Source organism: Brevibacillus sp. HB1.1 (genome assembly GCF_013332445.1).
GTDB classification, from domain to species: Bacteria; Bacillota; Bacilli; order Brevibacillales; family Brevibacillaceae; genus Brevibacillus; species Brevibacillus porteri.
In genome coordinates this window covers 270329-294806 of the sequence record NZ_JABMIV010000007.1, presented here as the reverse complement: position 1 = coordinate 294806, position 24478 = coordinate 270329, and the positions used below count along the sequence as shown (strand labels likewise).

The following is a 24478-nucleotide window of genomic DNA, read 5'->3' as shown; positions in this document are numbered from 1 at the left end:
TCGCTTAGATCACTTTCGCTTCATTGCGCAACAGTTGCACCAATTCCGACGTTTGAGCTGCCAATTCGCCAGAGAGAATGCGACCCGCCTGTTTTTTCGGAGGCAATGTCTGATCGACGATTTCTGTCTTTGCTTTTACCTCATCCGCAGTAATGCCCAAATCGTCTGCGCCGAGTCTATCCAATGGTTTTTTCTTCGCTTTCATGATACCTGGGAGAGAAGGATAGCGCGGCTCGTTGAGTCCTTGCTGAGCCGTAATCAAAACAGGTAGGCTCGTCTCCACGACTTCCAGGTCACCTTCTACATCGCGCTCTACGCGTACGTTCGTCCCGTCCACCTCTAGCTTCACAGCAGTCGATACATGGTTAATTCCCAGTTCTTCTGCTAGACGAGGACCGCCTTGGCCAGCCCCGGAGTCTACAGCCATTTGTCCACCAATGATGATATCGTAGCCAACCTTTTTCGCTACGGCAGCCAATACTTTGGCAATCGTGAATTCGTCTCCGAACAGAGACTCGTCATCCACCAAAACAGCCTTGTCTGCGCCCATTGCCAAAGCCGTGCGCAGCGCACTTTCAGCACGGTCTGGGCCGACGCTGATTACGGTTACTTCCCCGCCATGATCTTCCTTGAGCTTGATTGCCTCCTCTACAGCGTACTCATCGTAGGGATTAATGATGAATTCAACGCCATCTTCGGAAATTTGTCCGTTTTGGATGACGATTTTTTCTTCTGTGTCAAACGTCTGTTTCAACACAACCACGATATTCATCAGAATGCCTCCTCCTTAGTGGTACCTCATACTTGTGAAGCTATATGCTTAACTACCGATCTGCGAATTGCGGCTTGCGCTTTTCCAGAAAAGCAGTCACGCCTTCTTTTACGTCCTCCGTCGCGAATGCATCGCCAAATAGCTTTGCTTCCTGCTCCAAGCCCTGTGATAACGAAAGCTCCGTTGTGTTATGGATGGACACTAGCGCAAACTTCAGGGTAATCGCACTCTTACTTGCGAAAACAGCTGCCAGCTTTTGTGCTTCTGCAAGCAACTGCTCTACGGGATAAACCGCTTCCACAAGACCGATGCGCAAAGCTTCCTCGCCACCGATCATCTCTGATGTAAGAATCATTTGTGTCGCTTTGCCACGGCCAACCAGACGCGGTAGACGTTGCGTACCACCGTAGCCAGGAATGAGTCCGAGATTCAACTCAGGCAGCCCAAGCTTGGCCTCAGGTGCTGCGAAGCGGATATGGCATGCCAAAGCAAGCTCCAATCCTCCGCCAAGGCAAGCACCGTTAATTGCTGCAATGATTGGCTTCGGGAACGTTTCCAAGCGATTGAACAATGCTTGACCCTTCTTCGCCAGTTCTTCCGCATTATCCCGATTCAGTTGGGTAAATTCTTTGATGTCCGCTCCTGCAATGAAAAACCGACCTTCGCCAGTCAAAACGATTGCTTTGATCTCATCGTTATTTTCCCACTGGTCCAAAAGTTCACTCAATTGACCGAGCACTGCTTGACTGAGTGCGTTAGCAGGCGGGTTGCTAATCGTAACCGTAGCAACGCGATCAACGATTTCTACATTCCAATGCGACGCCATTCCTCTCCCCCCAAACTCTCCCCATATATAAAAACAGCTACTATTTCATTCCGAGCGATCGCTCAGTCTTACTGTTTCCATTGTAACAAACGTTTTCATGCAAAAAAAGCTTTTCTTTTCATTCTTTTCCCTTCATACCAAGCAGGAAGAGGTTATGAATGGAATCAACATAAGAGACAAGGTCGTACTTGCACTGTTTCATCACCCAAGATGTCGTCACTTCGTCCAGCGTTCCAAAAATCATTTTGCGCGTAATCCGCACCTCGAGATCGGATCGGAATACACCCTGTTCCATACCCGCTACGATCACTTCGTCAATGAGGTTAAAATACTGCTTCATCACGTTGCCGATTCCTTCACTAATGATCGGACTGGATTGGCGCAGCTCGATTTGAGTCACTTTTGCCAGATCATGGTCCTTGGATAGCTGGCTCAAGTGTGCATGAATGAGTACATACAGCTTTTGCTCAATGGTCGTCGCTTCCGAAATGCGTTTGCGGTTTGTCTCCACAAACAGGCCCATCTTTTCGTTAAACAGTGAAATCAAAATATCATCCTTGTTTTCAAAATAGAGGTATATGGTGCCGTCTGCTACCTTCGCCTCTTTCGCAATTTTCGATACCTGGGCACTGTAATAGCCCTGTCTGGCGATTACTCGAACAGCAGCATCAATAATGGCTTGATACTTTTCCCCCGTTTTCTTTGCCATAACTACCTCCATGTTTACTAACATTGATGACGAAATGAATGATCACTCATTCATAATTAGTGTAATACAGGGCCACTCCTCTGTCAATCGCAAGAGGTCAGCAAAAAAGGCCGCTTTCCGCCTGGGATCGCAAGCCTCAAAACATCAGCTACTAGCTCGTTTTGATTTCTTCCTGGGCTTCTCTTTTCTTCTTATCTTCTTCTTGTAATTGGCGACGCAATACTTTTCCGACCATGGTTTTGGGCAAATCTGTACGAATCTCGTATTGTCTCGGAATCTTATAGGCGGCGAGTCTCTGTCTGCAATGCGCTTCCAGATCTGCTTCATTCGCGAGCTGTCCATCCTTGAAAACGACGAATGCTTTGACTGTTTCGCCCCGGTACGGATCTGGGACACCGATGACTGCTGCTTCCTGGATGGCGGGATGCTCAAACAGCACTTCTTCTACTTCGCGCGGATAAATATTGAAGCCACCAGCTATAATCATGTCTTTTTTACGATCGACGATATAAAAATAGCCGTTTTCGTCCATATAGCCCATATCTCCCGTCAAAAACCAGCCATCCTTCAATACGGCAGCGGTATCCTCTGGGCGATTCCAATAGCCGAGCATGACTTGAGGCCCTTTTACAGCCAACTCCCCGACCTCGCCTTGGGGCATCTCATCTCCCGTTGCCGTATCCACAATCCGGCAATCCGTATCTGGCCACGGCATTCCGATGCTTCCGGTAATGCCTTTTTCCCAAATGGGATTGGAATGTGTGACGGGAGAAGCCTCCGTCATCCCATAACCCTCGACCAGCTTGCCGCCCGTCAACTCTTCAAATTTGAGCTTGACTTCGATCGGCAACGGAGCTGATCCACTGACACATGCGTCGATGGAAGAAAGATCATGCTTCTTCAAGTCCGGGTGGTTGATTAAACCGATATACATGGTTGGTGCCCCTGGGAAAAGAGTAGGCTTTCGCTTGTCGATCATTTCAAATATTTGTTTCACGTCGAATTTGGGAACGAGAATAATTTCTGCTGCGATACAAATGCCTTTGTTCATCACGGTAGTCATCCCATACACGTGGAACAGTGGGAGCACACACAGAATCCGTTCCTTTCCCATTTTCAGCTTGTAAAGGACCGCTTGGCACTGGACTGCATTCGCAATGAGATTGGCGTGCGTCAGCATGACGCCTTTGGCAACACCTGTTGTCCCCCCTGTATATTGGAGGAGTGCGATATCCTGGGTCGGATCGACTGGTACTTCTACAGGCTTGGTAGCGCTTTCTTTTAAGACGGAAAGAAAAGGTTCAATATCTGCGCTGTATGTAACCTGCGGATTTTGTCCTTGTTTCTTCTGCACGAACGGATATAGCCATTTTTTCAATAAGGGAAGGAAATCGCCAATGCTTGTGATGATGATTCGTTGAAGTGAGGTAGATGCACGGACTTGGGTAACACGTTTGTACAACAAATCCAGTGTGATGATGGTCTCGGCGCCTGAATCGTTCATTTGGTGAATCAATTCTCGCTCGGTATACAGCGGGTTGGTCATGACCACGATCGCGCCTGCAAAAAGCGCCCCGTAGTAGCTGATGACGGCTTGAGGAGTATTTGGCAGCATAATCGCCACGCGGTCACCTTTCTTTACACCGCGCTTGATCAATGCATTGGCAAATTGGTATGACAACTGCAAAAGCTCTCGATACGTAATGCTTTTTCCCATGAAATAGATCGCGTTACTGTCTGGATACATAGCTGCAGACTGCTCCAGAAAATGCGTCAAAGGAACACGGGGGTAATCCAATGACGGCGCAGTTTCGGGCGGGTAATTGGCAATCCAAGGCTTGGCATTTGACATGGTCATTCCCTCCATCCCTTAAATGGCCTTGCCTCTCCCTATGATCTACATTCATAATCTCTTCCTAATGACTATTGTATTCGAAACATATTCAATTTTCCAACTAAAATCATATATTTTCCTTTTTTTGGGACAAGACTATTCAACGAAAAAAGGACAAAGCCCATGATGAAAGCCGTGTCCTTTGCCCTTATGCTCTTCGTGTTTTACGGTGTAACTTCCTTGACAAGTTGCTGTCGTGCCCTTTCCCGTTCAGATGTAGGAACGAGATGATACCAGCCAACGATTCCATTATGCCAAATGCGCTCATCCTGCCCGACCAATGTATCAGCTTGAATGGAGTTCGGAGTGCCATCGCCATAGGACAATAACAGAGAGGCGATTTCCTGCTCAGTGAGGTCCGTTTTCACATGCTGACCCAGTATTTCCATGAGTGAAAATGCCTTCGTATACACTTGAAGCGAGGTGCCTTTTGAAGCTAATGCTTTGAGAATCTCCTGCTGTCGGTCAATCCGCATGTAATCACTGTCTTCCTTGCCCAAATCACTTTTTCGATAACGTGCGTAATCCAATGCCTGCTCACCTGATAAAGTCTGTAGCCCTGGTTGAATGTCGATGTACGTGTCGTCGCTCGGATCGCTGTACTTCATTCGTTTCTTCACATCGACAGTGACACCTCCCAGCTCGTCTACAATTTGACGGAAGCCATCGAAATCTACGGAGATATACCGATCAATTTTTATTTGTAAATATTTTTCCAGCGACTCTTTCACCATTTTTGGACCACCAAAAGCCATTGCATGGTTCACTTTGTCGTATCCTTTTCCCGGGAGCTCCATGTAGCTGTCACGCGGAATCGCCAAAAGGTAGACGGATTGCTTCCCGGGATGAATCGCCGCAAGCATCATTGTATCTGAACGTGCACTTTCCCCGTCTCGACTATCCACACCAAGAAGCAGGGCGACGAAAGGCTTCAACGGTTCTGTTCCTGTCAAAAGATCACGTGGTGGAAGGGAAGCAGCTGCCTGTTTTGCGCTCCCTTTGGCTCCATCAATCGGAGCATACCACTGATTTGTCATTTGCTTATATTGATAGGCACTGTAGGCAACCAGCAGCAACGCCCCGATCGCCAAACAGGATAAGGTATGAAACGCAATCTGTTTTCCATGTCGCTTGAAAAATGACCATATAAACATGACAAAGCCTCCCCCTTTGCTTCCATTTTTAACAGGGGAGACTTCGTTTAAACCTATGGGCGTTCGACAACCATTGCCATCCCCATCCCACCGCCAACACAAAGGGCAGCCATGCCTCGTTTCAGCTGTCGTCGCTTCATTTCGTGCAGCAAGGTTACGACAATTCGGCAGCCAGTAGAACCGACAGGGTGACCCAACGCGATGCCGCTTCCGTTCACATTCGTTATTTCCCGTGGCAGCTCCAGCAGTTTTTCCACGGCGAGGTATTGCGCAGCAAAGGCTTCATTTACTTCGATCAGTTCGATATCCGCGAGCGTCAAACTGGCTTTTGCCAATGCACGCTTTACTGCTGGAACGGGTCCATATCCCATCAAATCAGGCTCTACCCCCGCTACCGCCCACGAGACAATTCTGCCGAGTGGTTCGATCCCGAGCTCTCTCGCTTTGCCTTCTTTCATCAAAACGGCTGCGGACGCTCCATCGTTGAGACCGGAGGAATTGCCTGGCGTCACTGTACCATTGTCACGAAAACTGGGTCTTAGCTTCGCGAGACTTTCCAAGGTCACTCCCCTGCGAGGGAATTCGTCTTCCGTTACGACGATTTCTTCGGTGCGCTTTTTAATGGGGACCCCGATGATTTCCTCGGCAAACAAGCCGCTGTCTATGGCTCGGATCGCATTTTGCTGACTGCGCAAGGCAATCTCATCCGACTCCTCGCGCGTGATCCCATAACGATCGACCAGACGTTCTGCCGTCTCGCCCATCAGGATTTGATGGTGAGGGTCTGTTAACAAATCCCACATCGCGTCGGTCATTTCCCCATGTGTCAAGCGTTTGCCCCAGCGCGCATTTTTCAGGACATACGGGGCGTTGCTCATGCTCTCTACGCCGCCTGCCAAGACGATTTCACTGTCACCTAAAAGAATTTGGGAAGCGCCGCTCACAATCGCTTGCATGCCGGATGCACATTGACGTTGAATCGTGTAGCCCGTCACTTCTTTTCCCAAGCCCGCATCCAATGCTGCCACCCGCGCTATGTTTGGTTCGTCTGTACGCTGAATGCAATTCCCTAAAATGACTTCATCGATCAGAGAAGCTTCCAAACCAGATCTAGCCATGACACCACGAATGACGGTTTCTCCCAGCTTGCGAGCGCTTACATCTTTCAGGACGCCACCAAACGTACCGATTGGCGTACGTCCAGCAGCAGCAATGACAACCTGCTCCATTGATTTTCCCCTCCATTTGAGTACCCTATTTTCTTTATTGTCTCACACGGAAGTTACAGGGCGGTTCCCAGCAATGTTTTTCAATACAACGGTGACCCATTCGTCTTGTTGACTTTCTTTCTCTACTTGGAAGCCTGCCTGTTCAAATGTGGCAATGACAGCTTCCCGATTCCATTCAACAATTCCCGAGAGAATCAAAATTCCTTCAGGAGCCATTCGCTCCGTAATCATCGGAAGCATCGCGACATTTTCATCGCCTCCGATGTTGACCAGAATGACATCAGCTTGGTCAGGCAATTGGGACTTAACTGCGTCCTCACACGCATCCCCAATCACGACTTGTACAGCGTGGTCAGGAAGGTGGTTATTCGTCGCATTGACGAGAACCTGATACTCGCTTTGCGGATTAATATCCACAGCCCATACAGGATGCTTCGCTCCATTCAAAGCACAGTACAAAGAGAGAATTCCTGAGCCAGCTCCTACATCAATGACTTGCTTACCCTCCAGATTCATTTCTTGCAAAAACAATAGAATGTCCTGCGTCGTTCCATGATAGCCGGTTCCGAAAGCTGCACCTGGATCAATCCATAGGATATGCCGAGCCGACTCCAACGCTGCGGGGTCCGTCCACGTTGGTGCTACCCACCAGTCGCCTATCTTGACTTCCCGGAACTCCTCTTTCCACGATTCATTTTCTTCAGCTACAAGTTCTACTTCTTTTATCGTGACTTGTCCATTCCAGCGTTGAATGTAGCTCTTTAGGCGGTCTACATGCTCCTCTTCACGATCATGCTGGGGTTCAAACAAATAGCCAACAAGTGGACCTTCCGTATTTTCTGCGTAATCATATCCATTTTCCGTTGTCAGCACTTCGATTTGCGGTTCGATCCAGCCAAGCGTGTAGGAGCTGGTCAAAACCTCTGCCACAAACAAATCCTCAATCTCTGGTTCCACTAGTAATGTGTATTTGAGCCACATGCTTTCCATGATGAAAAATGCTCCTTCCCTTCTGCTGTCATTCGCCCCTATTCTTGCGGACATCTATTCACTCATATGTGGATGGCAAGGATGATAGAGAACATGGTATGATAGTAGAATGGACTATCACAACCGCAGGGAGGCTTACCATGTTTGACGAATTTTTTTACCGTCGCCGCAAAAATAAGGGGCTGTTCATCGTCATGATTGCCCTCATCGTTCTTGGCATCGGCATGTTCGGTATGGGTTTCCTCTATATGTTCTCGTAAGTCGGAACAACATCATTATACCCTACGAACGGCGCTGCACCCACTGTATCTGTCCAAACAATTGGGGCGTGAAGTTTTCTACTGTGGTTGCTTTACTTCCGCTTGTTTACTCGATTATACTTGAGAATGTATTTTTCCTGTACGTTTGATATAGAAAGAAGGTTCACTCCATGTCGCGAATTCTCATCTCCGGGTACTACGGCTTTAATAATGCCGGAGACGATGTGGTCCTGTACGGCATCATCAGCTCTCTTAAGCGGGAACAACCAAATATCTCTCTCGCCGTTCTGTCCAATCAGCCTGATCGGACTGCGGAACTGTTCGGGATTGAAGCCTATAACCGCTGGAGCTTTGGAACCATCGTCCGCGAGCTTTCGCGAAGTGACATGCTGGTGATGGGCGGCGGTACACTGATGCAGGATGTAACCAGTCCGCGCAGTGTCCTCTACTATTTGGGCATCGTCACCATTGCCAAGCTTTTAGGTAAACCCGTGGTCTTTTACGCACAAGGATTTGGCCCCATCCTCAAATCGCTCAGTCGCACGATGATCAAACGCGTGGTCAATCACGTCAACATTATCACGGTTCGCGACTACGAATCAGGAGAGGACTTTAAAGCCTGCGGCGTAAAAAAAGCCCCTATCTATATAACAGCTGACCCTGCTCTGACGATATCCCCAGACGATATTGCAGATCAACGGGGAAAAGAGCTGCTCCATGGTATGTTTGATGATCCTTCCAAGCCTTTGGTCGCCATCTCTGTCCGGGACTGGAAGCAGGAACAACCATTCAAACAGAAGATAGCCCGAGCAGCCGATTGGTTTATCATGCGCGGATGGAATGTTCTCTTCCTGCCGATGCATGTCCCTAGCGATTTGGCACCGTCCCAGGAAATCATGGACCAGATGAGCCAACCAGGAGCACGTCTTCTCGATGCGCCTGTAACTTTTCATGACATTATGTCGGTACTGAAGCAATGCAACTACGTCGTTGGAATGCGGCTTCACTCGCTTATTCTTGCGTGCATGCTGCGAATCCCTTTTATCGGCATCTCCTACGATCCGAAAATCGATCGATTCGTCGAACGAGCTGGAATGCCTAATGCTGGTCACATTACTGAACTCGATGAAACTACACTTTTGACCTTGCTCGCTGAAAAACTGGACAACCTCGATCACGAAATTGATGTGGTAACGAAGCATTCCCATCTGTTAGCAATCGAAGCTTCCAAAAGCAGTGAACTTGTTCTGCAAGCGCTGCGTAAATAAGGCTGACCTGGAAAGGAGGACATCATGTCCTTTTCTTCACAAGTGTTACTAGGTTTAAATCGATTATTTCCTCTCCCCGTTCACCCTTTCAATCTGGCAAACAACGGGGAAATGAGCTATACCGAATGGCAATTTCAAAAAGGGGATCAAACCATTCAGTTTTTCCTCCCCTTCCATTCACAGGAGCAAATGTTCCATGACAAAACCGTTTTGGACATCGGCTGTGGCGGCGGGGGAAAAACCTGCTATTACGCCACGTTTGGCCCGAAAAAAATGATCGGCATCGATATCGTCCCCCACTATGCGGAGGAAGGAAATGAATTCGCGAAGAAAAAAGGGCTGGATCATCTTGTCTCCTTCATGACTGGTGATGCCGCGAGAATGGACTTCCCGGACAACACGTTCGATACGATCATCATGAATGACGCGATGGAGCACGTAGGCGAACCGGAAAAGACGCTGGAGGAATGCTTTCGGGTATTGAAGCCTGGCGGGCATCTCTACATCAATTTTCCGCCGTATTATCATCCATTCGGTGCCCATTTGTCAGATGCGATCGGCATTCCTTGGGTGCATGCTCTCTTCTCGGAGCAAGCCTTGATTGATGCCTATAAAAAGCTAGTCCGTGACTTGCCAGACGGTTCTGACCGGATTGCTTTTCGTTTCGACAAGCTTCCTGATGGCAGAGATACGATCTCGTACATTAATCGCATGACGATCAAACGGTTTCGAAAAATTCAACAAGGCGTGGTGCAGCCTGCGGTTTACCAGCGAGAGATTCCGTTGCGCAATCAGTTGCAGTCCTTGGCGAAATTATCTGCTACCCGTGAATTTTTCGTAAAAATGGTTGTATGTGTTTATCAAAAAGCAAAATAAGTAAGATCACATAAAACCCCTTCCTCCGTTTTTGGAGAAAGGGGTTTTTCGATTCTATTAGTCGTTATTTGTATTGGACTTTAACGAGGAAGCCTGCTTCTTCCGAATGAATTGGATAAAGGCGCGCAGCTTGTTTCCTCCTGGCAGCCAGTCCAGCTCCTTATCCTCAATGAGTGGAATGAGGATCAGCAGTCCCAGGTAAACAACGAGTCCTACACCGACTCCAGCGACGGTCTCTATCGCTCCCAAAATGCGCACTGGTTCTCTTCCCCTGAACAGGAAATCAACTGCCTCTGTCGCTCCCCAAGCCAGAATCAGCATGAGGTTAGCCACCAGTAACGGATAAACGGTATCAAAGCGCCAGTTAATCGGAATCGATACATAATGGTTGATGACGCGCATATTCAGTACGCAGACAAATGCAGTCGCAACCAGCCATGACAGGGACAAGCCGTCCATACCGAACATCGAGGTAAACACGAGTGTCGCCAGTACTTTTACAATGACACCATACAGCAGATGACGCGCAGGGATTTTTTCTTTACCGATTCCTTGCAAAATACCATTTGTAGCAAGCAACAAGGAAAGCGGAATCGCTGTGATGCCTAAAATCGCCATTGCACGCGTGCCTTCCATATCACCATACAACGCGAGATTCGCCCCTTCAGCTACAGCTGTCAGTCCAAGACCGGCAGGTAGACCGATTAGCCAAGCAAAGCGCAGCGAGAGTTTGGTCAAGGTCGTAATCCGTTCCTGATCCTTTTGTCTGATCGCTTCGGCAATGGCAGGCACGATCGAGAGGGCAATCGACGATCCGAACAAGCTCGCCATTTGCAGAAGTGGTCCTCCCCTGCTGTAAATGCCAAACCACGTATCCGCCGTCAATCCATCCACGTTCCAAATGTAGCGGAAGATGTTAATCGCCAGGAAGGAATCCGTCAGGCTAAAAATCGGGATAACCAAGGCGCTGATACAAATCGGCCAGGCAATTCGCCACATCGAGGCGAAGAAGGCACGATCATACCACCAAGTAAGACGCCCCCACTCTGCCCCGCTAAATACGGAATTTTTCCGATTGTGGAGCCACATGAGCAACGCTAGAAACCCGAGACTTAAAAATGTACTGATCATCGTACCGAAGTTGACCCCGGTAATCACGGTGTCCGTATCTTCACCGAGTGACACGAGATACAGGGAAGCTACCAAAATAAATACGACACGCAACGTCTGCTCTACGATTTGCGAGAGCCCGACAAACAACATTTTTTGATGGCCGTAGAAAAAGCCGCGAATAACCGCAATCAAGGGAACGAACAGCAGCGACATGGAAATCGCCCGAATCGGCTCAATCAAATGCGGATTCCCCATGAGCTTTGCGATCAGTGGAGAGCTGGCGTACAGGAGCGCAAACAAGACAAGTCCGATCCCGCCCATCATGACCATGCTACGGGCCAAAATTTGTCCAATAGAGCCTTGTTTCCCTTCAGCCAATGCCTCTGCAATCACCCTCGACAACGCTACTGGCACACCTGCTGTCGCCAATATGAGGAAGGTCAGGTAGAGAGGATATACTTCCTGATAGAGTCCGAGACCTCTGTCGCCCACTATCTCCTGAAGCGGAATCCGATAAAACATCCCGATAACTTTTGACAAAATCCCCGCTATGGCTAAGATCAATGCTCCCGCGAGAAAATGACTTTTTTTCAACATGGGTAACTCCTTTATTCGTCTCTTTGACTGGATACCCGTGGGGCAGTACCAATCGACATGAACCCACTCTCTATCCTACTATCATTTCCCTCTTCCAGCAAACAGGTATATCGATGGAATTTCGCAGCAATACTGGTAAAAAACAGATTCCATTGATTTTTGTGAAAAACGTCTCGACGTTTTTCATTAGACAGAATGTGACCGCTTGCGGTCTGCCTGTGTGATCTGTGAGTAGGAGGGGATATTATGCCCACAACCGGATTTTTGATCCGACATGTACAGTGGCCGTTAATGGAGGCTTTGAAAGGAAATCGCATTCGTCCTTACATGAAAGAATTGCAAGCAGCCGAGCATCTATCTGCCGAAGCGCTTAACGTGCAGCAGCGAGAAAAGCTGGTGAAGCTACTCGATCATGCGATACAAAACGTACCAGCCTACACTGCCCTCGCCCCAGACTGGAGCAAAATGCGCGAGATGCCTGAACGTTTTTTGCAGCGTATTCCCGTTCTGACCAAAGCACACTTTCGGCAAAACGCTGATCAATATATGAGCCAAGGACTACAAACCAAAAGCCTCATTGCAAATCGTACGGGAGGCTCCACAGGTGAACCTACCCATTTTTATCTCGATCGTCCAACTGTCGAGCGATATGAAGCTGCGCGCTGGTTGGGGTTATCCTGGTACGGCATTCGCATAGGTGAACCATGTGTAATGATCTGGGGCTCTCCTCTCGAATTAAACGCCCAGCAAGCTCGTCGCTACCGCTGGAAGGAGCGCTGGTTGAAAAACCGCATGATGATTTCTGCCTATGAACTGGACGAAAGACAATTGGAAGCAAACCTGCGCCTCATCCGGGATTTCCAACCAGCCTATTTATACGGGTACACTTCCGCACTTCATGCGCTCGCCACGATGATGCTACGACGCGGCATGACACTAGGAATCCCGCTCAAAGCCGTGGTCTCTACAGCAGAAAGCCTGCACGAACACCAGCGACAAACGATTGCCCAGGCTTTTGATGCGCCTGTTGTGAATGAATACGGCGCCCGTGACGGCGGAATCATCGCCTACCAATGCAAGTCTGGAAGCATGCATGCCTTTTCTGGGAACTGTTATTTGGAGGTCGTCGATCCAATTACGCATATTCCCGTCTACAAAGGACACCCAGGAGCACTGCTTGTCACAGACCTGCACAATACCGTCATGCCTCGCCTGCGCTACCAAATAGGAGATGTCGTCGCGCTTTCTGATTCAGCCTGCTCATGCAATCTCCCTTTTCCACTTCTTGCTTCGATCGACGGCAGAGAAGACGACATGTTCCTAGCGCTAAATGGACGGTACGTGCACGGACATTATTTTAATCACATCGTGCGCAATATGGACAGCTTCCGCACCTTCCAGATCGTCCAGCATGAGCCAGAGCGACTAAGCCTGAGACTGGTGAAGGAGCCTGAACATTTTTTACCTGCCGATGAAGCAAAGCTTTTGGCAGGAATTCGCTCGGCGTTAGGTCAAGTAAGCATCCAAGTTTCTTACGTGGAGACCATTCCCCCCGCAAGCTCGGGTAAGACTCGTTATGCAATCCGGGAATTCCCGCTTACGATCGCCCTCCCGCTGGAGTAGACCGCTTGCGTACTTTTTGCAGTAGCTCTGATACGAGTGGCTCGCGAACCAAAATGAGCACCACGAGATATAAAAGCGCTGCACCGATAATTCCTAACGGCAAGTACAGCCAGACAGGCCATGCGGATAACCATGGATCGATGAGTAAAATAGCACCGGCCATGACTGCGCAGCCCAAAATGGTTTTCCCGGCAGTCATGAGGAAATTCGCCCGTACAGGGCTGCCTACCGCCCTCCATAGCAAAACAAACAGCAGGAGTGCTTGACTGATAGCCGAAACTGCATTAGCTAGGGCAATTCCGCCATGACCAAGCAGTGGAATGAGCAACCAGTTGGCAAGGGCATACACAACGATCCCGATCGCCCCGATCATAACGGGTGTCTTCGTGTTTTCCAGTGCATAAAAGGCGCGAGTCAGCAAGTCTCTTGACGCTAAAAAGAAAAGTCCTACGCCATAAAACGGCAGTGCCCACGCTGTCAAAGCTACAGAATGCTCATCGAACGCTCCGCGCTCAAAAGCTAGTCGGATGATAGGCTCTGCATATAACGCAAGTCCAACCGTCACGGGCAGCAGCAAAATGAGGAGATAGGCAAGTCCTTTTTGCAGGATTTGCTTCATCTCCGTCATTTCCCCCCGCTTGACATGACTAGCCAACAGTGGGAATAACGGCAACGTAAACGCCCCGACAAAAATAGCCAGAGGCAATTGCATGATCTGGTTCGCATTGGCGAGAGCGGAAACGACACCCGTTCCGAGTCCTTCTGCGAAGCCGCGCTCCAAAAAGGTAGTGGCCTGGGCTACAACCGCACCAATCAAAATCGGAATGACGCGCTCGCCCATGCCTTTGAGAGAAGCGTCCTCACGCCAAGAAAATGAGAAGCGGTGCTGGTAGCCGAATCCGCGCAAAGTCGGGAGAATCGGCAACAGTGCCGCCAAGTAACCGATTGTCGTAGCCATCGCCAATCCAATGGGACCATACATCGGAACGAGCACATACATGCTGACAATCACCAAAGCTCCATTGACTACCGTGCCAAGCGTCGGTGTAAAGAAATGCTGGTGAGCATTGCAAATACTCGACCACAGTCCGGTTAACCCGATGAAAATAGCTGATGGCCACATCCATTGCAGCATATTAGCCGTGAGTTCCAACTTCTCACCTGTCAGCCCAAACATCCCAGCAAGCTCGTAAGAAAAGACAACTCCTAAGACAGAGAGAGCAACGAATACGCCCAAAATGATCGTGAGCATCTTCTGATACAAATCAGTCGTCCGCTCTCCTTTTTCCATCATGCCGCGCATCGTCGGAATCAGTACAGCATTGACCGCTCCCGGTATGACCAAGAACAGCGTCAGCGGGATCGTTGCCGCTATATTAAACGCATCTGCCTCCATCCCAGTACCGTACAAACTCGATACATACACACTGCGAAAAAAGCCTAGAAGCCTTCCAACGAGAGTCAGCACGACAATCATGGAAGCGATTTTTAACAAACTCATGTCCACTTTTCTCCTATCCCTATTCGAAACCCTACGTTCCAGGCTTGGTTCTAACGCTCAAACTACCTAGTTATCATATCTTATTTCTACCTTTCCTACCAACCTCTTTCCCCCCGGCTTGCTACTGGGTTGTCAGATTCATTATAATAGGTAAGTTAATCCCTACCTGTAGGAGGACTACAATAAAAATGAGAGAAACCGTGTTGAAGTGGGGAAGCCAATCATCTACGTGGTTGTATTTGCTGTTGGCCTATCCAGTAATCGATTACGTCTTGCGACAGATTCTACCGATTCCAGTCATATCTTCTTTGTGGGATGAAGGACTGCTCATCGTCTTGATGCTGTTTACATTCGTTGCGTTTTTACAGTCAAATCGGACGATGCCTGGAATCAAACATTGGCTTGGAGCCCTTTTCGTCCTCGGAGTTGCCATCATGGTGACAGACATGGCGAACTGGGAAGCGAGCGTAGAAGGATTCCGTTCCGTCTACCAGTACATCCTCGCCTTTTTCATGGGCTTCTATTTATTGAAGTCGATGGAAGACCTAGACAAGTTCATGAAGGGACTTGTGCTGGTTGGTTTCATAGCGGCACTGTATGGTGTCTTGCAAGTCATCGTAGGCGTCAAAACACCTGAATCATGGGTGCAGGAAGGGGAAGCAGTTACCACGCGTGCATTCTCCTTCGTAACGAGCCCGAACGTATTGGGCAGCTATATGGCGTTGATTACACCGATTGCCGCTGGTCTTTTCATGACAGCGAAGGATCGCAAGCAAAAATGGATTTGGGCCATCGTTGCGCTGACGACTTTGCTCGCCATGCTGTTAACAAGTTCCCGCGGTTCTTGGTTTGCCCTTGCCTTTGCTGCATTTGTTTGCTTCTACATATGGAACAAACGAGTCGCAGGATACTTGGTGATCGCAGGGATTATCGGGATTGTAGCCCTGTTCTTCGTTCCTGATTCTGTTCCGCTTGTCGGAAAAGTAAAAGATCGCATTTTCACGCTGTTTACACCTGAATACTTCGAATCTAGCAGCCAAGGCGGGCGTATTGGTCGCTGGGGCGAAGCCTATGACAAAATGCGTATCGAGCCATTGTTCGGTGTTGGGCTCGGCCATCATGGCGGTGCAGTAGCGACTCGCCATTTCGGAACGATTTATTCAGACAGCTATTTCTTCAAAAGTCTAGCGGAATACGGTCTGATCGGGATCATCCTGTTAATCGGAACCGTGATCACCATGTTCAAATACGGAGCTGGGCTTATCCGCAACCTCCAAGGCTCGCCGCACTTTTTTGCGATACTCGGCCTATTGGGCGGTTTAATAGCCGTAGCTACCCATAACCTCGTGGAAAACATTTTCGAGGTGCCGTTCATGGCCCTCTATTTCTGGCTGTTTGGCGGCTTCCTGTGCGCATTATTCGTCGACCAGACACAAAATAAAAGGTGGTGAGGGCATGCGCCGGAATCCTATTCTCGAAACGATAAACTGGGCGCTGTACGCCATTGCCCTGTTTCTGATTTACCATTTGCTCGTGAAACCAGCTTTCCTTGATTTAACGTGGATTGCTGTACTCATTTTCCTGCCACTGCTAGCATTTTGCTACTTCGTGGTCCATCCGTCGGAACGTCGTCAAGTGCTTGTGTTTACCATCGGCTTCTTGCTCCTGGATCGGGCACTGACACGTGTCGATGTGAAAACGACCGCTGCTCTGTTGATCGGTGGAGCCATCGCGATCATCGTGATTGCGCTGCTCGTGAAATGGTACGGGCGCCTCAACTGGCGTGCAGTCGGCTCGTTGGTTTTGATCGCCCTCTTGGCGAATGTCACGTTCAACCGAGATACATTGACTGCACTCAGTCACTTTACTGTGAAATACGAATCTGACCGTCTGTACAACGGAGATTGGGTGGATTACTTCCCGGTCACACTGCATGACGTCAATGGCGATGGCAGCATGGAGATCATCACGTACGGCAATGCCGAGGAGCTTCCACTGCCTGAAGAAATTGAAAAGCCAGAGACGGAAGAAGAGAAAAAAGCAATGGCGGAGAAGCTGCGCCATTTGCAGGCTGAACCTGTTTCTCTTTACGTCCTGACCTGGAAAGACGGCCAAATGGTGCGGATGCCGAATGATCAAATTCCGGCAGATACCATGGAGATCATCAAGGAAAAATTGCCAACCGACTACCCGGGCTTCCCGTATTACACGATGAAAGACGGTCAATTGGTACCGAATGTACAACGCCAACCGTATGCGGAAGGCATGATGCAAATCGGAACGGCACCATATCGTGCGTTGATGCTTGATATGGAAAACATCGCAAATCAACTGGCAGAAAACGAAGGCAGTATGGACGTACGACAAACGTTGGGCTCCAAGTACACGGATCTACACATCAAGGATGGTATGCTGACAGGAAACTACGACGGCAAGCCTTTTGGCGGGATGACCAAATCCACCAAGCTGTTGACCACCATGATGCTCCCAGATGGACGCGAAGGACTCATTGTCATGGGTGAACATCTGAGTGTACTGACCGTCGATTCTGATGGCACACTGACGGAAGCCTATACCTTGACTCGCAAAGAAGCTGAATTGGCAACTGGCGAGTTCATTCCTGCCGATATCGACAACGACAAGGTCGACGAGCTGCTCGTAGCAGGCAAGCCTTCGTACATCTTGAAACCAAAACCAGATGGTACGTGGGAAATATTGTGGGCTAGCGGTGACCGCGACAAGAGCTTCCGCTTCTCCAACTTCGCTACGCTCGGTAACAGCGACAAGCCTGAGATCGTAGCAAAGGCTAAGAGCTGGGTAAGCACAACGGATTCCCGCTATTTGTCTGGCTATGACTACACACCTGAAGGTTTGAAACAAAACTGGCGTATTTACTTGCCACTAATCAATGTTCAAATCGGCGACATCGATGGCGACAAGCAAAACGAAATCGTGGCCAACATGTACAATACGCATCGCATTCTCGTGTTTAAGCAGCACAACATTCCGGTATTCGGACTCACGATCGCGATATTCGTGGGACTCTTGGGATACGGAGTCGTAAGGAGGTTTCGCCATGCGTAAAGCGACGAAAGCATGGGCATTACTCGCTGCCATCTGCACAGCCTCCCTGCTCGGTGGCTGCACGTATGAATCAGGAACGAAAGCTTTTGCCACCACCAATTTTGACCAGAAGCCGGATCAGACGACCACGGTCCAAACCGAGTCAGGTGCGGAGTGGCTGAAAACAGCCCTGGAAAAAGGCAAGACGGATAAAGAGGCACAGACCTACTGGTACAAGGGCCATGTGAAAAACACCATCTTGTCACGTACCACGACGAGTATGTTCAATGGTGCCGTCATTAACGGGAAAGGCTACAATGTCGATGCACGCATCGCAGCCCAACCCTATTCGTACTATCGCATTCACGACAAACGCTACATCAAGGCAAACGAGCAGTTTGTAACCGCTCCGGATGAGCCGCTGGCGTTTGATGTATTGAAAGGCTTCGAGGACTGGCTGCCTTTCATGGACAAGGCCGTCCAATTGCCTGAGGAAAAAGTAATTGGCGTCGTCAGCGTTCCGTTCCAATTGAAAATGACAGGAGCAGAATGGCTGAAAAATAGCCAAAGTCCACTGTTTGAACCATTGAAAAAGCAATTGGGCGAACGTCCTGATCTGGATTACATCTTGAAGGAATCCACGATCAAAACAACGATTTGGTTCGGCAAGGAAGACCGTCTGATCCACCAGTACGAGACGTGGATCATTCTGCCGCTGCCTGAAGCCGGAACGATGGACCAGCAAGTGATGTTCAACCTGTTTAAATACGACGATACGGGTGGCATTCACATCAAAGAACCGGAAGAAGTAGAAAAATATTTGCTGTACTAAAAAAGCCTGCTACATTTGCGTGGTAGCAGACTAATCGGTACGAATCAGGGCCTGGCGATTATCGTCAGGTCCTTTTATTTTGAAGCAGAAGAAGTATGTCTGTCATGAAGAAAACCCCGCAGCCTTCATTGGCTCCGGGGCTATGCTGTCCTATTTTTTTACCAGTTCATCCATCACGTTCGCCAGTTGCTTCGCCTGTTCACGACGTTCGTACGGTTTCACACGTTCTGCAAAATCCGCTCCGCGTTTCTCGCTACCCGTTTGTCCTTGCGCTTTCCACTCCTGATACAGCTTCAGATACGCTTGCTTGATCTCGTCTTTTTGCTCTGGATCGGCTACTTGTCCGAGACGGAAATCTTCAATAATCTCCGTCGCTTCGCCTCTTTTATTCAGAGCAAGAATCGGGTTGCCGATCCCCATGTATTCGTAGAGCTTACCCGGAATATACGCTCCAGCGTCAGCAGACACATCCCCAATCAGCAACAGGGCATTCGCACCTTTCATTAGTCCGAGTGCTTCTTTATGCGGCAGATTCCCCAACACGCTAACGATGTCCCCCAGCCCCAATGCTTCTACACAGTCGCGATTTTCGGAATAACCCGGATAATCGAACACCCCTGCAAAGCTGAGTAAGAGATCATTTCGGTCTACTGCTTTTTCATCGATGAGTTCCCGGATGGCTTGCAGGAGTAGGCGTGGGTTGCGCTTTTGATACAAAATACCTGCGTACACCGCATGAAATTTGTCCGGAGCAGCATGACTAGGAGCCAACCCTTGAAAATCAGCCTGATCAAACCCATTGTAGATCAGTTCCATCCGCTTGATGCGATCCTGGTGCTTCTCGCGAAAATTATAGGCGAAGGTCGCGGTAACGGTCGTGATCGCATCCGCTTGGGACATCACGGCCTCCTCCATTCGCTCTTCCATACGCTCTCGCCATTCGATGCCAGAGGTGTGCATATTTTGCGTCCACGGATCTCGGAAATCCGCCACCCATTTGCAGCCAAACTCACGGGAAAGCTTTTTCGCAATCAAATGGTTCGTAACCGGTCCCGATGTAGAAAAAATCACGTCGATCTTTTCACGGCGCATAATTTCCCGCCCTAGCTTGAGCGCATTCGGCATCCACAGGATTTGGTCGTCTGGAATCAATAAGTATGGCTTTACTTTTTTCAGCACATTGAGGATCTGTTTTTTTACCTTCGCTTTGAACGAAGGCTGTGATGGTGTGGACGTTGTATTGGCACTTGCTGATGCGGCTTGTCCCCCTCGATTCGGCAGCAGCTGCCATTCCTTCGCACGGTGAATGGTGACATCACTCGGCAGCTGTGTCAAAAGGGATGGATCGAGCGTCGCATGATAAGCAGGATCTACTGTCAGCACATGGACATTCCAGCCAAACTCCCCTAAATATTTGGCCATTTTCAACGGTCTTGGCACGCCGCCTCCACCAATTGGAGGAAATATGTAGCATATGATCAACACATTGTGCGTATTCATTTACGTAACCGTCCTTCTCCATTTCAATTTTCCATCATCAACGATACCATAAGTGCTGTCTTATTGCGAATCTAGCAGGCATCTGCTATAGTGAGAATGGCTTTGTTTACAAATTATCCTTCATTTTCGGCACACCGCCTGTATTGGGTCGTGCCTCCATGTACATACCTCGGTAGAGGTTGTTTTTTAATTACGATTCGGGTGAATTCAGATGAGCAAATTACGAGTCCTCCACGTGATTGGCGGGGGGGAATTTGGCGGTGCTGAACAACATATTCTCAATTTGGTCACTACTTTTCCAGTCGACGAAGTAGATGTCGCAGTCGTATGCTTCTATGATTCTCTCTTCGCGAGTAAATTGCGGGAATCAGGCATCCAAGTCATTACTCTGAATCAATTCGGACGTTTTGACTTACGATTGCTGCAGGCTCTGCGGAATGCCTTTTCCACATTCCAACCAGCGATTATCCATACGCATGGGATTAAAGCCAATTTCTTTTCTCGACTGGCAGCTCGCGGTATGAAGGTGCCTTTACTGACCACTGTTCACAGCTCACTCCGTTATGATTATACAAGCTCCTTGGCCTACGCCATTGTCAGCATGATGGAAATGAGCACGAGACATTGGAACCGTCACTATATCGCGATCAGTGGTGCGATTGCCGATATTTTGCGGGGGCAGGGTGTTCGCTCGTCTGACATTAGCGTGATTTATAACGGAATGGACATGAAGCCTTATCGGCAAAACCATTTACGGGAGAATGACCGCAATCGACTGCGTGCGGAATGGAACATACCAGAGGACGCCTTTTTATTCGGGACAGCAGCTCGCTTTGTTCCCGTAAAAGGTCTCCCGATTCTGCTCGATGCTTTCCATACGCTTATGGCGGACAAGAAAGAGGTCCCTTATCTCGTGTTGATCGGAGACGGCTCTGAACGTGCTGCGCTCGAAGCTAAGGTGAAAGAATTGGGCCTGGAATCGCGTGTTCGCTTTGCAGGATTTCGGCAAGATATTCCTGCGTGCTTGCATGCCTTAGATGGCTTTGTCCACTCTTCTCTGTACGAAGGGCTAGGCTATACGATCATCGAGGCAATGGCTTCGGAGGTTCCTGTCGTAGCAAGCAATGTCGGCGGCGTGAAAGAGTTTGTTTTCGATGGCGAGACGGGGCTGATCGTCGAACCGGGAAATCCCACTTTGTTGGCGCAAGCAATGGAACGGTTATGGACTTCACCACAGTTGCGTGAGACCATGGTGCAACACGCTCTGAATAAAGTAGAATCCACTTTTACCATTCAACTCATGACCAAACAAATTGTTGCTCTTTATCGTACGTTACTGAAATGACGAAAAGCACGGTGAAACGCGAACAGCGGGCATCGTGCTTTTTTCATATGATTTGTTTGAAGAATCTGTTTTTGTGGTTGCCTACTTATGATCAATCTGGTTACATATGAATTGGAACTATTTTGTATAGCAAGCTGTACCAGACAGAAAGGGTGAAAATGAGATGAAACTATTTCTTTCGGTAGACATGGAAGGTATTTCAGGCATTGTGGATACGAGCTATATTAACCCGGATTCGGGGGTTAACTATCAGCGTGGCCGCCAGTTTATGACGGACGATGCCAATGCGGTTATTGAGGCTGCACTTGAGTCTGGCGTAACGGAAATTGTTGTAGCAGACAGTCACAACACGATGAACAACATTCTCTGGGAAAAGCTCCATCCTAAAGCGAGACTGTTGGCAGGTTCTCCACGCGATTCATCCATGATGCAGGGACTCGATGAGAGCTTTGATGCAGCAATGTTTATCGGCTATCATACCCGCCAAGGGATTCCTGGCGTGCTCAGCCATACGATGTCCGGTGTGGTTCACAATATGTATATCAACGGACAAGTCGTGGGTGAGTTCGGCTTTAACGCCGCGATTGCAGGCATGCACAACGTTCCTGTTGTCATGGTGTCTGGTGATAATCTCATTGCCGTCGAAGCCCAGGAACTGATTCCAGGTATTCAGACAGCGATCGTGAAGGAAGCTGTATCCCGCACAGCTGCTATCTGTCTCTCGCGTGAAGAAGCGACCGCTGAACTGAAGCGCAAGACGACCAATGCCTTGCGCAATCGGAACAACATCCAGCCATTCCGTACAGCTGTACCTGTAGAGCTGGCGATGGAATTCTCCCATGCAGGACAAGCCGAGATGGCCGCGATTGTCCCGGGCACGCGCTATGAAACAGCTACAAACATGGTTTATTACAATGCAGCCAATCCGCAGGATATGTACAAAACGATGCGGGCTATGCTGAACCTGGCGTCGGGTGCAGAGTTTTTCTAAACAGGTGAGGAGAGAACGGAAGACTGATATCAGTTCTTCCGTTCTCTATTTCTGTTTTTTCGCCTCTTTTTTCATTTTTTATTTGCTTTTACAAAGCCCAAGCCACTTCTTTCCACCACTGCAGCTACTCCTAATCCAAATAAAAAAGCAGACCCATCACCTGAGTCTGCTTGTCGTTTCAGCTTTTATAGTCTCCGAACGTTCGTCGCTTGAGGACCGCGTTGACCGTTTTCTACGTCAAACTCAACCTCTTGCCCTTCGTCCAAGGATTTGTACCCTTCGCCTTGAATAGCGGAGAAGTGAACGAATACGTCATCTCCACCATCACGCTCGATAAAACCGAAACCTTTTTCGCTGTTAAACCACTTTACTCTTCCACGTTCCATTTTTTGCCTCCTAGCATGTAACCCTTACATGACATTTGAAATATTGTCTTACCCCGGTTACTATTGCCATTTACGAGGCTTCTTATACGTGACCGAATTTTTTTCTCCTATTTCGCAGCCTCTGTTGCTTCTTTGGCTTTGCTCTGGTCCACAATAAATTGTCCCTTCCAGTTGCCCTTTGTTTTGCCGATCCGGTTCACATCGATGTTTAAGGTGAGTGGCTGTGGTAGCTTGAATCCATGCGAGGCGAAGGCAAGAACGCCCTCTGGCTTGTCATGATCGGCTATTCCCACCTCTACTTCCTTACCGGACTCGTCTGTTAAGTAGAAAGGCATAGTATCCTCTTTGGTCCCGATAAAGTTTAGGACACTTGTACCTTCCAAGCCTTTATCCTGGTACACAGGATTGCCATTTGCTTCGCCTACCACATTTAAACCTGTCGTATCGAATTCGAAAGGCACCAGTTCTCCATTTTGTTGTTCAATGCGATAGTGCAGCAGAACCTTGCTATCTTCCGCATACACTTCCGTAAAATGTATCGTAATCCCCTGATCGGTAATTTTTTGATCGATCGGAATGGACAACCCTTTTTCCGCTGCTCGCTTAACCTCTTCACCCACCAAACTGTTCAAGTCTTTTGGATTGTCTGCAAAATAAGAGGTTCCATTTAAAGCCGCATATACTCCAGTCGGCAGTATAATAGCAGCAACTAATCCCATCATAACCAATTTTTTCTTCATCGGTACAGTCTCCTTTTTTTTGTGATAGCGTTGAAAGGACTGCCTGACTCGCTGGTCTACTTCACCAGGAATCATGGTCTCGTCAATTTGTTTGGTGAGTGACTGTTTTATGATTTTCTCGATAGACATGCTTGGAGGTCCTCCTCATTCCACTCGACGTCAAACGACTCTCGGATTCGCTTTAATGCCAGATGATTTCTCGATTTTGCTGTCCCCACTGGTATTTGCAACAGTTCGGCAATCTGATCGTACGTATAATCGTAGTAATACCGATAAATCACGACGATCCGCAGCTTGAACGGCAGCTTTTGGATTGCTTGCTGCATCTCTGTGGCAGACTCCATCGCAAGCATTGGCTCATCCGGCGTTTCGACATGTTGCTTTTCTTCCAAGCTCTGTTTTCGTTCTATCAGACGGAATCTTCTCCAAATCTGTCTACGCCAGTTTTTCACCTGTCTAATGACAATCCCATTCACCCAGAAAAGAAAAGGACGCTTGCGATCATAGCCAGGCAGTGATCTCCATAGCTGATAGTAAACTTCGCTCACAATATCGTGAACATCTTCTTTATTCGTGACCATGGCTGATACGGTCCCGTAAACTTTTGTCCGTGTCATGCTGTAGACCACCTCAAAAGCTTCTTGATCTCCATCAAGCAAACGGTCCAGCCACAGTTCTAACATTTGATCATTCATCGGAGGGCCCCCTGAAATTGTATACACCTTGTATTGGCTCTCTCGTTCAATATGGTTCACTACTTTATGAAAAAAAACCTCGCCAAACGCTTCTACGTGCGTTTAGAGAGGTTT

21 protein-coding genes are annotated in these 24478 nt (G+C 48.7%); 8 read left to right on the top strand and 13 right to left on the bottom strand.

Annotated elements, in window-relative coordinates; translation table 11 throughout:
* Window positions 1-4: 4 nt before the first annotated feature.
* The 7 genes from HPY27_RS19565 to HPY27_RS19535 form a co-directional block, all read right to left on the bottom strand.
* Window positions 5-772 (bottom strand): electron transfer flavoprotein subunit beta/FixA family protein, encoded by a 768-nt coding sequence (locus tag HPY27_RS19565; RefSeq protein WP_017251083.1) that lies wholly within the window; start codon window positions 770-772, stop codon window positions 5-7.
* Between the two features lie 52 nt (window positions 773-824).
* Window positions 825-1598 carry an enoyl-CoA hydratase gene (locus HPY27_RS19560; RefSeq protein WP_173622389.1) on the bottom strand — a complete coding sequence of 258 codons (774 nt, stop codon included), beginning with the start codon at window positions 1596-1598 and terminating at the stop codon, window positions 825-827.
* 118 nt (window positions 1599-1716) lie between these two features.
* Window positions 1717-2307, bottom strand: coding sequence for a fatty acid metabolism transcriptional regulator FadR (locus HPY27_RS19555; protein ID WP_017251081.1), 591 nt, complete (start codon window positions 2305-2307; stop codon window positions 1717-1719).
* Between the two features lie 151 nt (window positions 2308-2458).
* A complete protein-coding gene (locus HPY27_RS19550) occupies window positions 2459-4159 on the bottom strand; it encodes an AMP-binding protein (RefSeq protein WP_069845543.1) in 1701 nt (566 codons plus the stop codon).
* A 206-nt stretch (window positions 4160-4365) separates the two neighbouring features.
* A complete protein-coding gene (locus tag HPY27_RS19545) occupies window positions 4366-5355 on the bottom strand; it encodes an LCP family protein (protein WP_174225757.1) in 990 nt (329 codons plus the stop codon).
* A gap of 53 nt (window positions 5356-5408) precedes the next feature.
* Complete coding sequence (locus HPY27_RS19540) at window positions 5409-6584, bottom strand: acetyl-CoA C-acetyltransferase (protein WP_174225756.1); 1176 nt, start codon at window positions 6582-6584, stop codon at window positions 5409-5411.
* Between the two features lie 42 nt (window positions 6585-6626).
* Window positions 6627-7574, bottom strand: a complete 948-nt coding sequence (locus HPY27_RS19535) for a 50S ribosomal protein L11 methyltransferase (protein ID WP_173622385.1) — start codon at window positions 7572-7574, stop codon at window positions 6627-6629.
* Between the two features lie 430 nt (window positions 7575-8004).
* Between HPY27_RS19535 and csaB the strand changes: the two genes are divergently transcribed.
* Together csaB and HPY27_RS19525 are read left to right on the top strand one after the other, a co-directional pair.
* Window positions 8005-9102 carry a polysaccharide pyruvyl transferase CsaB gene (csaB, locus tag HPY27_RS19530; RefSeq protein WP_017251076.1) on the top strand — a complete coding sequence of 366 codons (1098 nt, stop codon included), beginning with the start codon at window positions 8005-8007 and terminating at the stop codon, window positions 9100-9102.
* Window positions 9103-9126: 24 nt separating this feature from the next.
* Window positions 9127-9978, top strand: a complete 852-nt coding sequence (locus HPY27_RS19525) for a class I SAM-dependent methyltransferase (RefSeq protein ID WP_069845548.1) — start codon at window positions 9127-9129, stop codon at window positions 9976-9978.
* Between the two features lie 57 nt (window positions 9979-10035).
* Here HPY27_RS19525 and HPY27_RS19520 read toward each other — a convergent pair whose 3' ends face one another.
* Complete coding sequence (locus HPY27_RS19520; protein WP_173622384.1) at window positions 10036-11688, bottom strand: putative polysaccharide biosynthesis protein; 1653 nt, start codon at window positions 11686-11688, stop codon at window positions 10036-10038.
* A 246-nt stretch (window positions 11689-11934) separates the two neighbouring features.
* Between HPY27_RS19520 and HPY27_RS19515 the strand changes: the two genes are divergently transcribed.
* Window positions 11935-13311, top strand: a complete 1377-nt coding sequence (locus tag HPY27_RS19515) for a phenylacetate--CoA ligase family protein (RefSeq protein WP_174225755.1) — start codon at window positions 11935-11937, stop codon at window positions 13309-13311.
* On the opposite strand, the gene murJ is transcribed toward HPY27_RS19515, so the two are convergent.
* Window positions 13286-14812, bottom strand: coding sequence for a murein biosynthesis integral membrane protein MurJ (gene murJ, locus HPY27_RS19510; RefSeq protein WP_017251072.1), 1527 nt, complete (start codon window positions 14810-14812; stop codon window positions 13286-13288). The genes HPY27_RS19515 and murJ overlap by 26 nt on opposite strands.
* A gap of 188 nt (window positions 14813-15000) precedes the next feature.
* Between murJ and HPY27_RS19505 the strand changes: the two genes are divergently transcribed.
* The 3 genes from HPY27_RS19505 to HPY27_RS19495 are packed head-to-tail and all read left to right on the top strand — an operon-like array spanning window position 15001 to window position 18707.
* A complete protein-coding gene (locus HPY27_RS19505) occupies window positions 15001-16263 on the top strand; it encodes an O-antigen ligase family protein (protein WP_017251071.1) in 1263 nt (420 codons plus the stop codon).
* A gap of 4 nt (window positions 16264-16267) precedes the next feature.
* Entirely contained in the window at window positions 16268-17896 is a 1629-nt protein-coding gene (locus tag HPY27_RS19500; protein ID WP_174225754.1) for a hypothetical protein, read from the top strand.
* Window positions 17889-18707 (top strand): hypothetical protein, encoded by an 819-nt coding sequence (locus tag HPY27_RS19495; RefSeq protein ID WP_174225753.1) that lies wholly within the window; start codon window positions 17889-17891, stop codon window positions 18705-18707. The genes HPY27_RS19500 and HPY27_RS19495 overlap by 8 nt, the downstream gene beginning before the upstream one ends.
* A 150-nt stretch (window positions 18708-18857) precedes the next feature.
* On the opposite strand, the gene HPY27_RS19490 is transcribed toward HPY27_RS19495, so the two are convergent.
* Window positions 18858-20207: a glycosyltransferase family 4 protein gene (locus HPY27_RS19490; RefSeq protein WP_174225752.1), complete on the bottom strand. Its 1350-nt coding sequence runs from the start codon at window positions 20205-20207 to the stop codon at window positions 18858-18860.
* 211 nt (window positions 20208-20418) lie between these two features.
* Between HPY27_RS19490 and HPY27_RS19485 the strand changes: the two genes are divergently transcribed.
* Complete coding sequence (locus HPY27_RS19485; protein ID WP_174225751.1) at window positions 20419-21552, top strand: glycosyltransferase; 1134 nt, start codon at window positions 20419-20421, stop codon at window positions 21550-21552.
* A 163-nt stretch (window positions 21553-21715) separates the two neighbouring features.
* The gene (locus HPY27_RS19480) at window positions 21716-22543 is read left to right on the top strand and encodes a M55 family metallopeptidase (RefSeq protein WP_017251066.1); all 828 of its coding nucleotides are present in this window, start codon (window positions 21716-21718) and stop codon (window positions 22541-22543) included.
* A gap of 185 nt (window positions 22544-22728) precedes the next feature.
* On the opposite strand, the gene HPY27_RS19475 is transcribed toward HPY27_RS19480, so the two are convergent.
* From HPY27_RS19475 to HPY27_RS19465, 3 genes are all read right to left on the bottom strand, one after another.
* Window positions 22729-22929 carry a cold-shock protein gene (locus HPY27_RS19475; RefSeq protein ID WP_007728493.1) on the bottom strand — a complete coding sequence of 67 codons (201 nt, stop codon included), beginning with the start codon at window positions 22927-22929 and terminating at the stop codon, window positions 22729-22731.
* A gap of 107 nt (window positions 22930-23036) precedes the next feature.
* Window positions 23037-23798, bottom strand: a complete 762-nt coding sequence (locus tag HPY27_RS19470; RefSeq protein WP_173622378.1) for a DUF4179 domain-containing protein — start codon at window positions 23796-23798, stop codon at window positions 23037-23039.
* On the bottom strand, window positions 23777-24364 hold the full coding sequence (locus HPY27_RS19465; RefSeq protein ID WP_174225750.1) for a sigma-70 family RNA polymerase sigma factor: 588 nt from the start codon (window positions 24362-24364) through the stop codon (window positions 23777-23779). The genes HPY27_RS19470 and HPY27_RS19465 overlap by 22 nt, the downstream gene beginning before the upstream one ends.
* Between the last annotated feature and the right edge of the window lie 114 nt (window positions 24365-24478).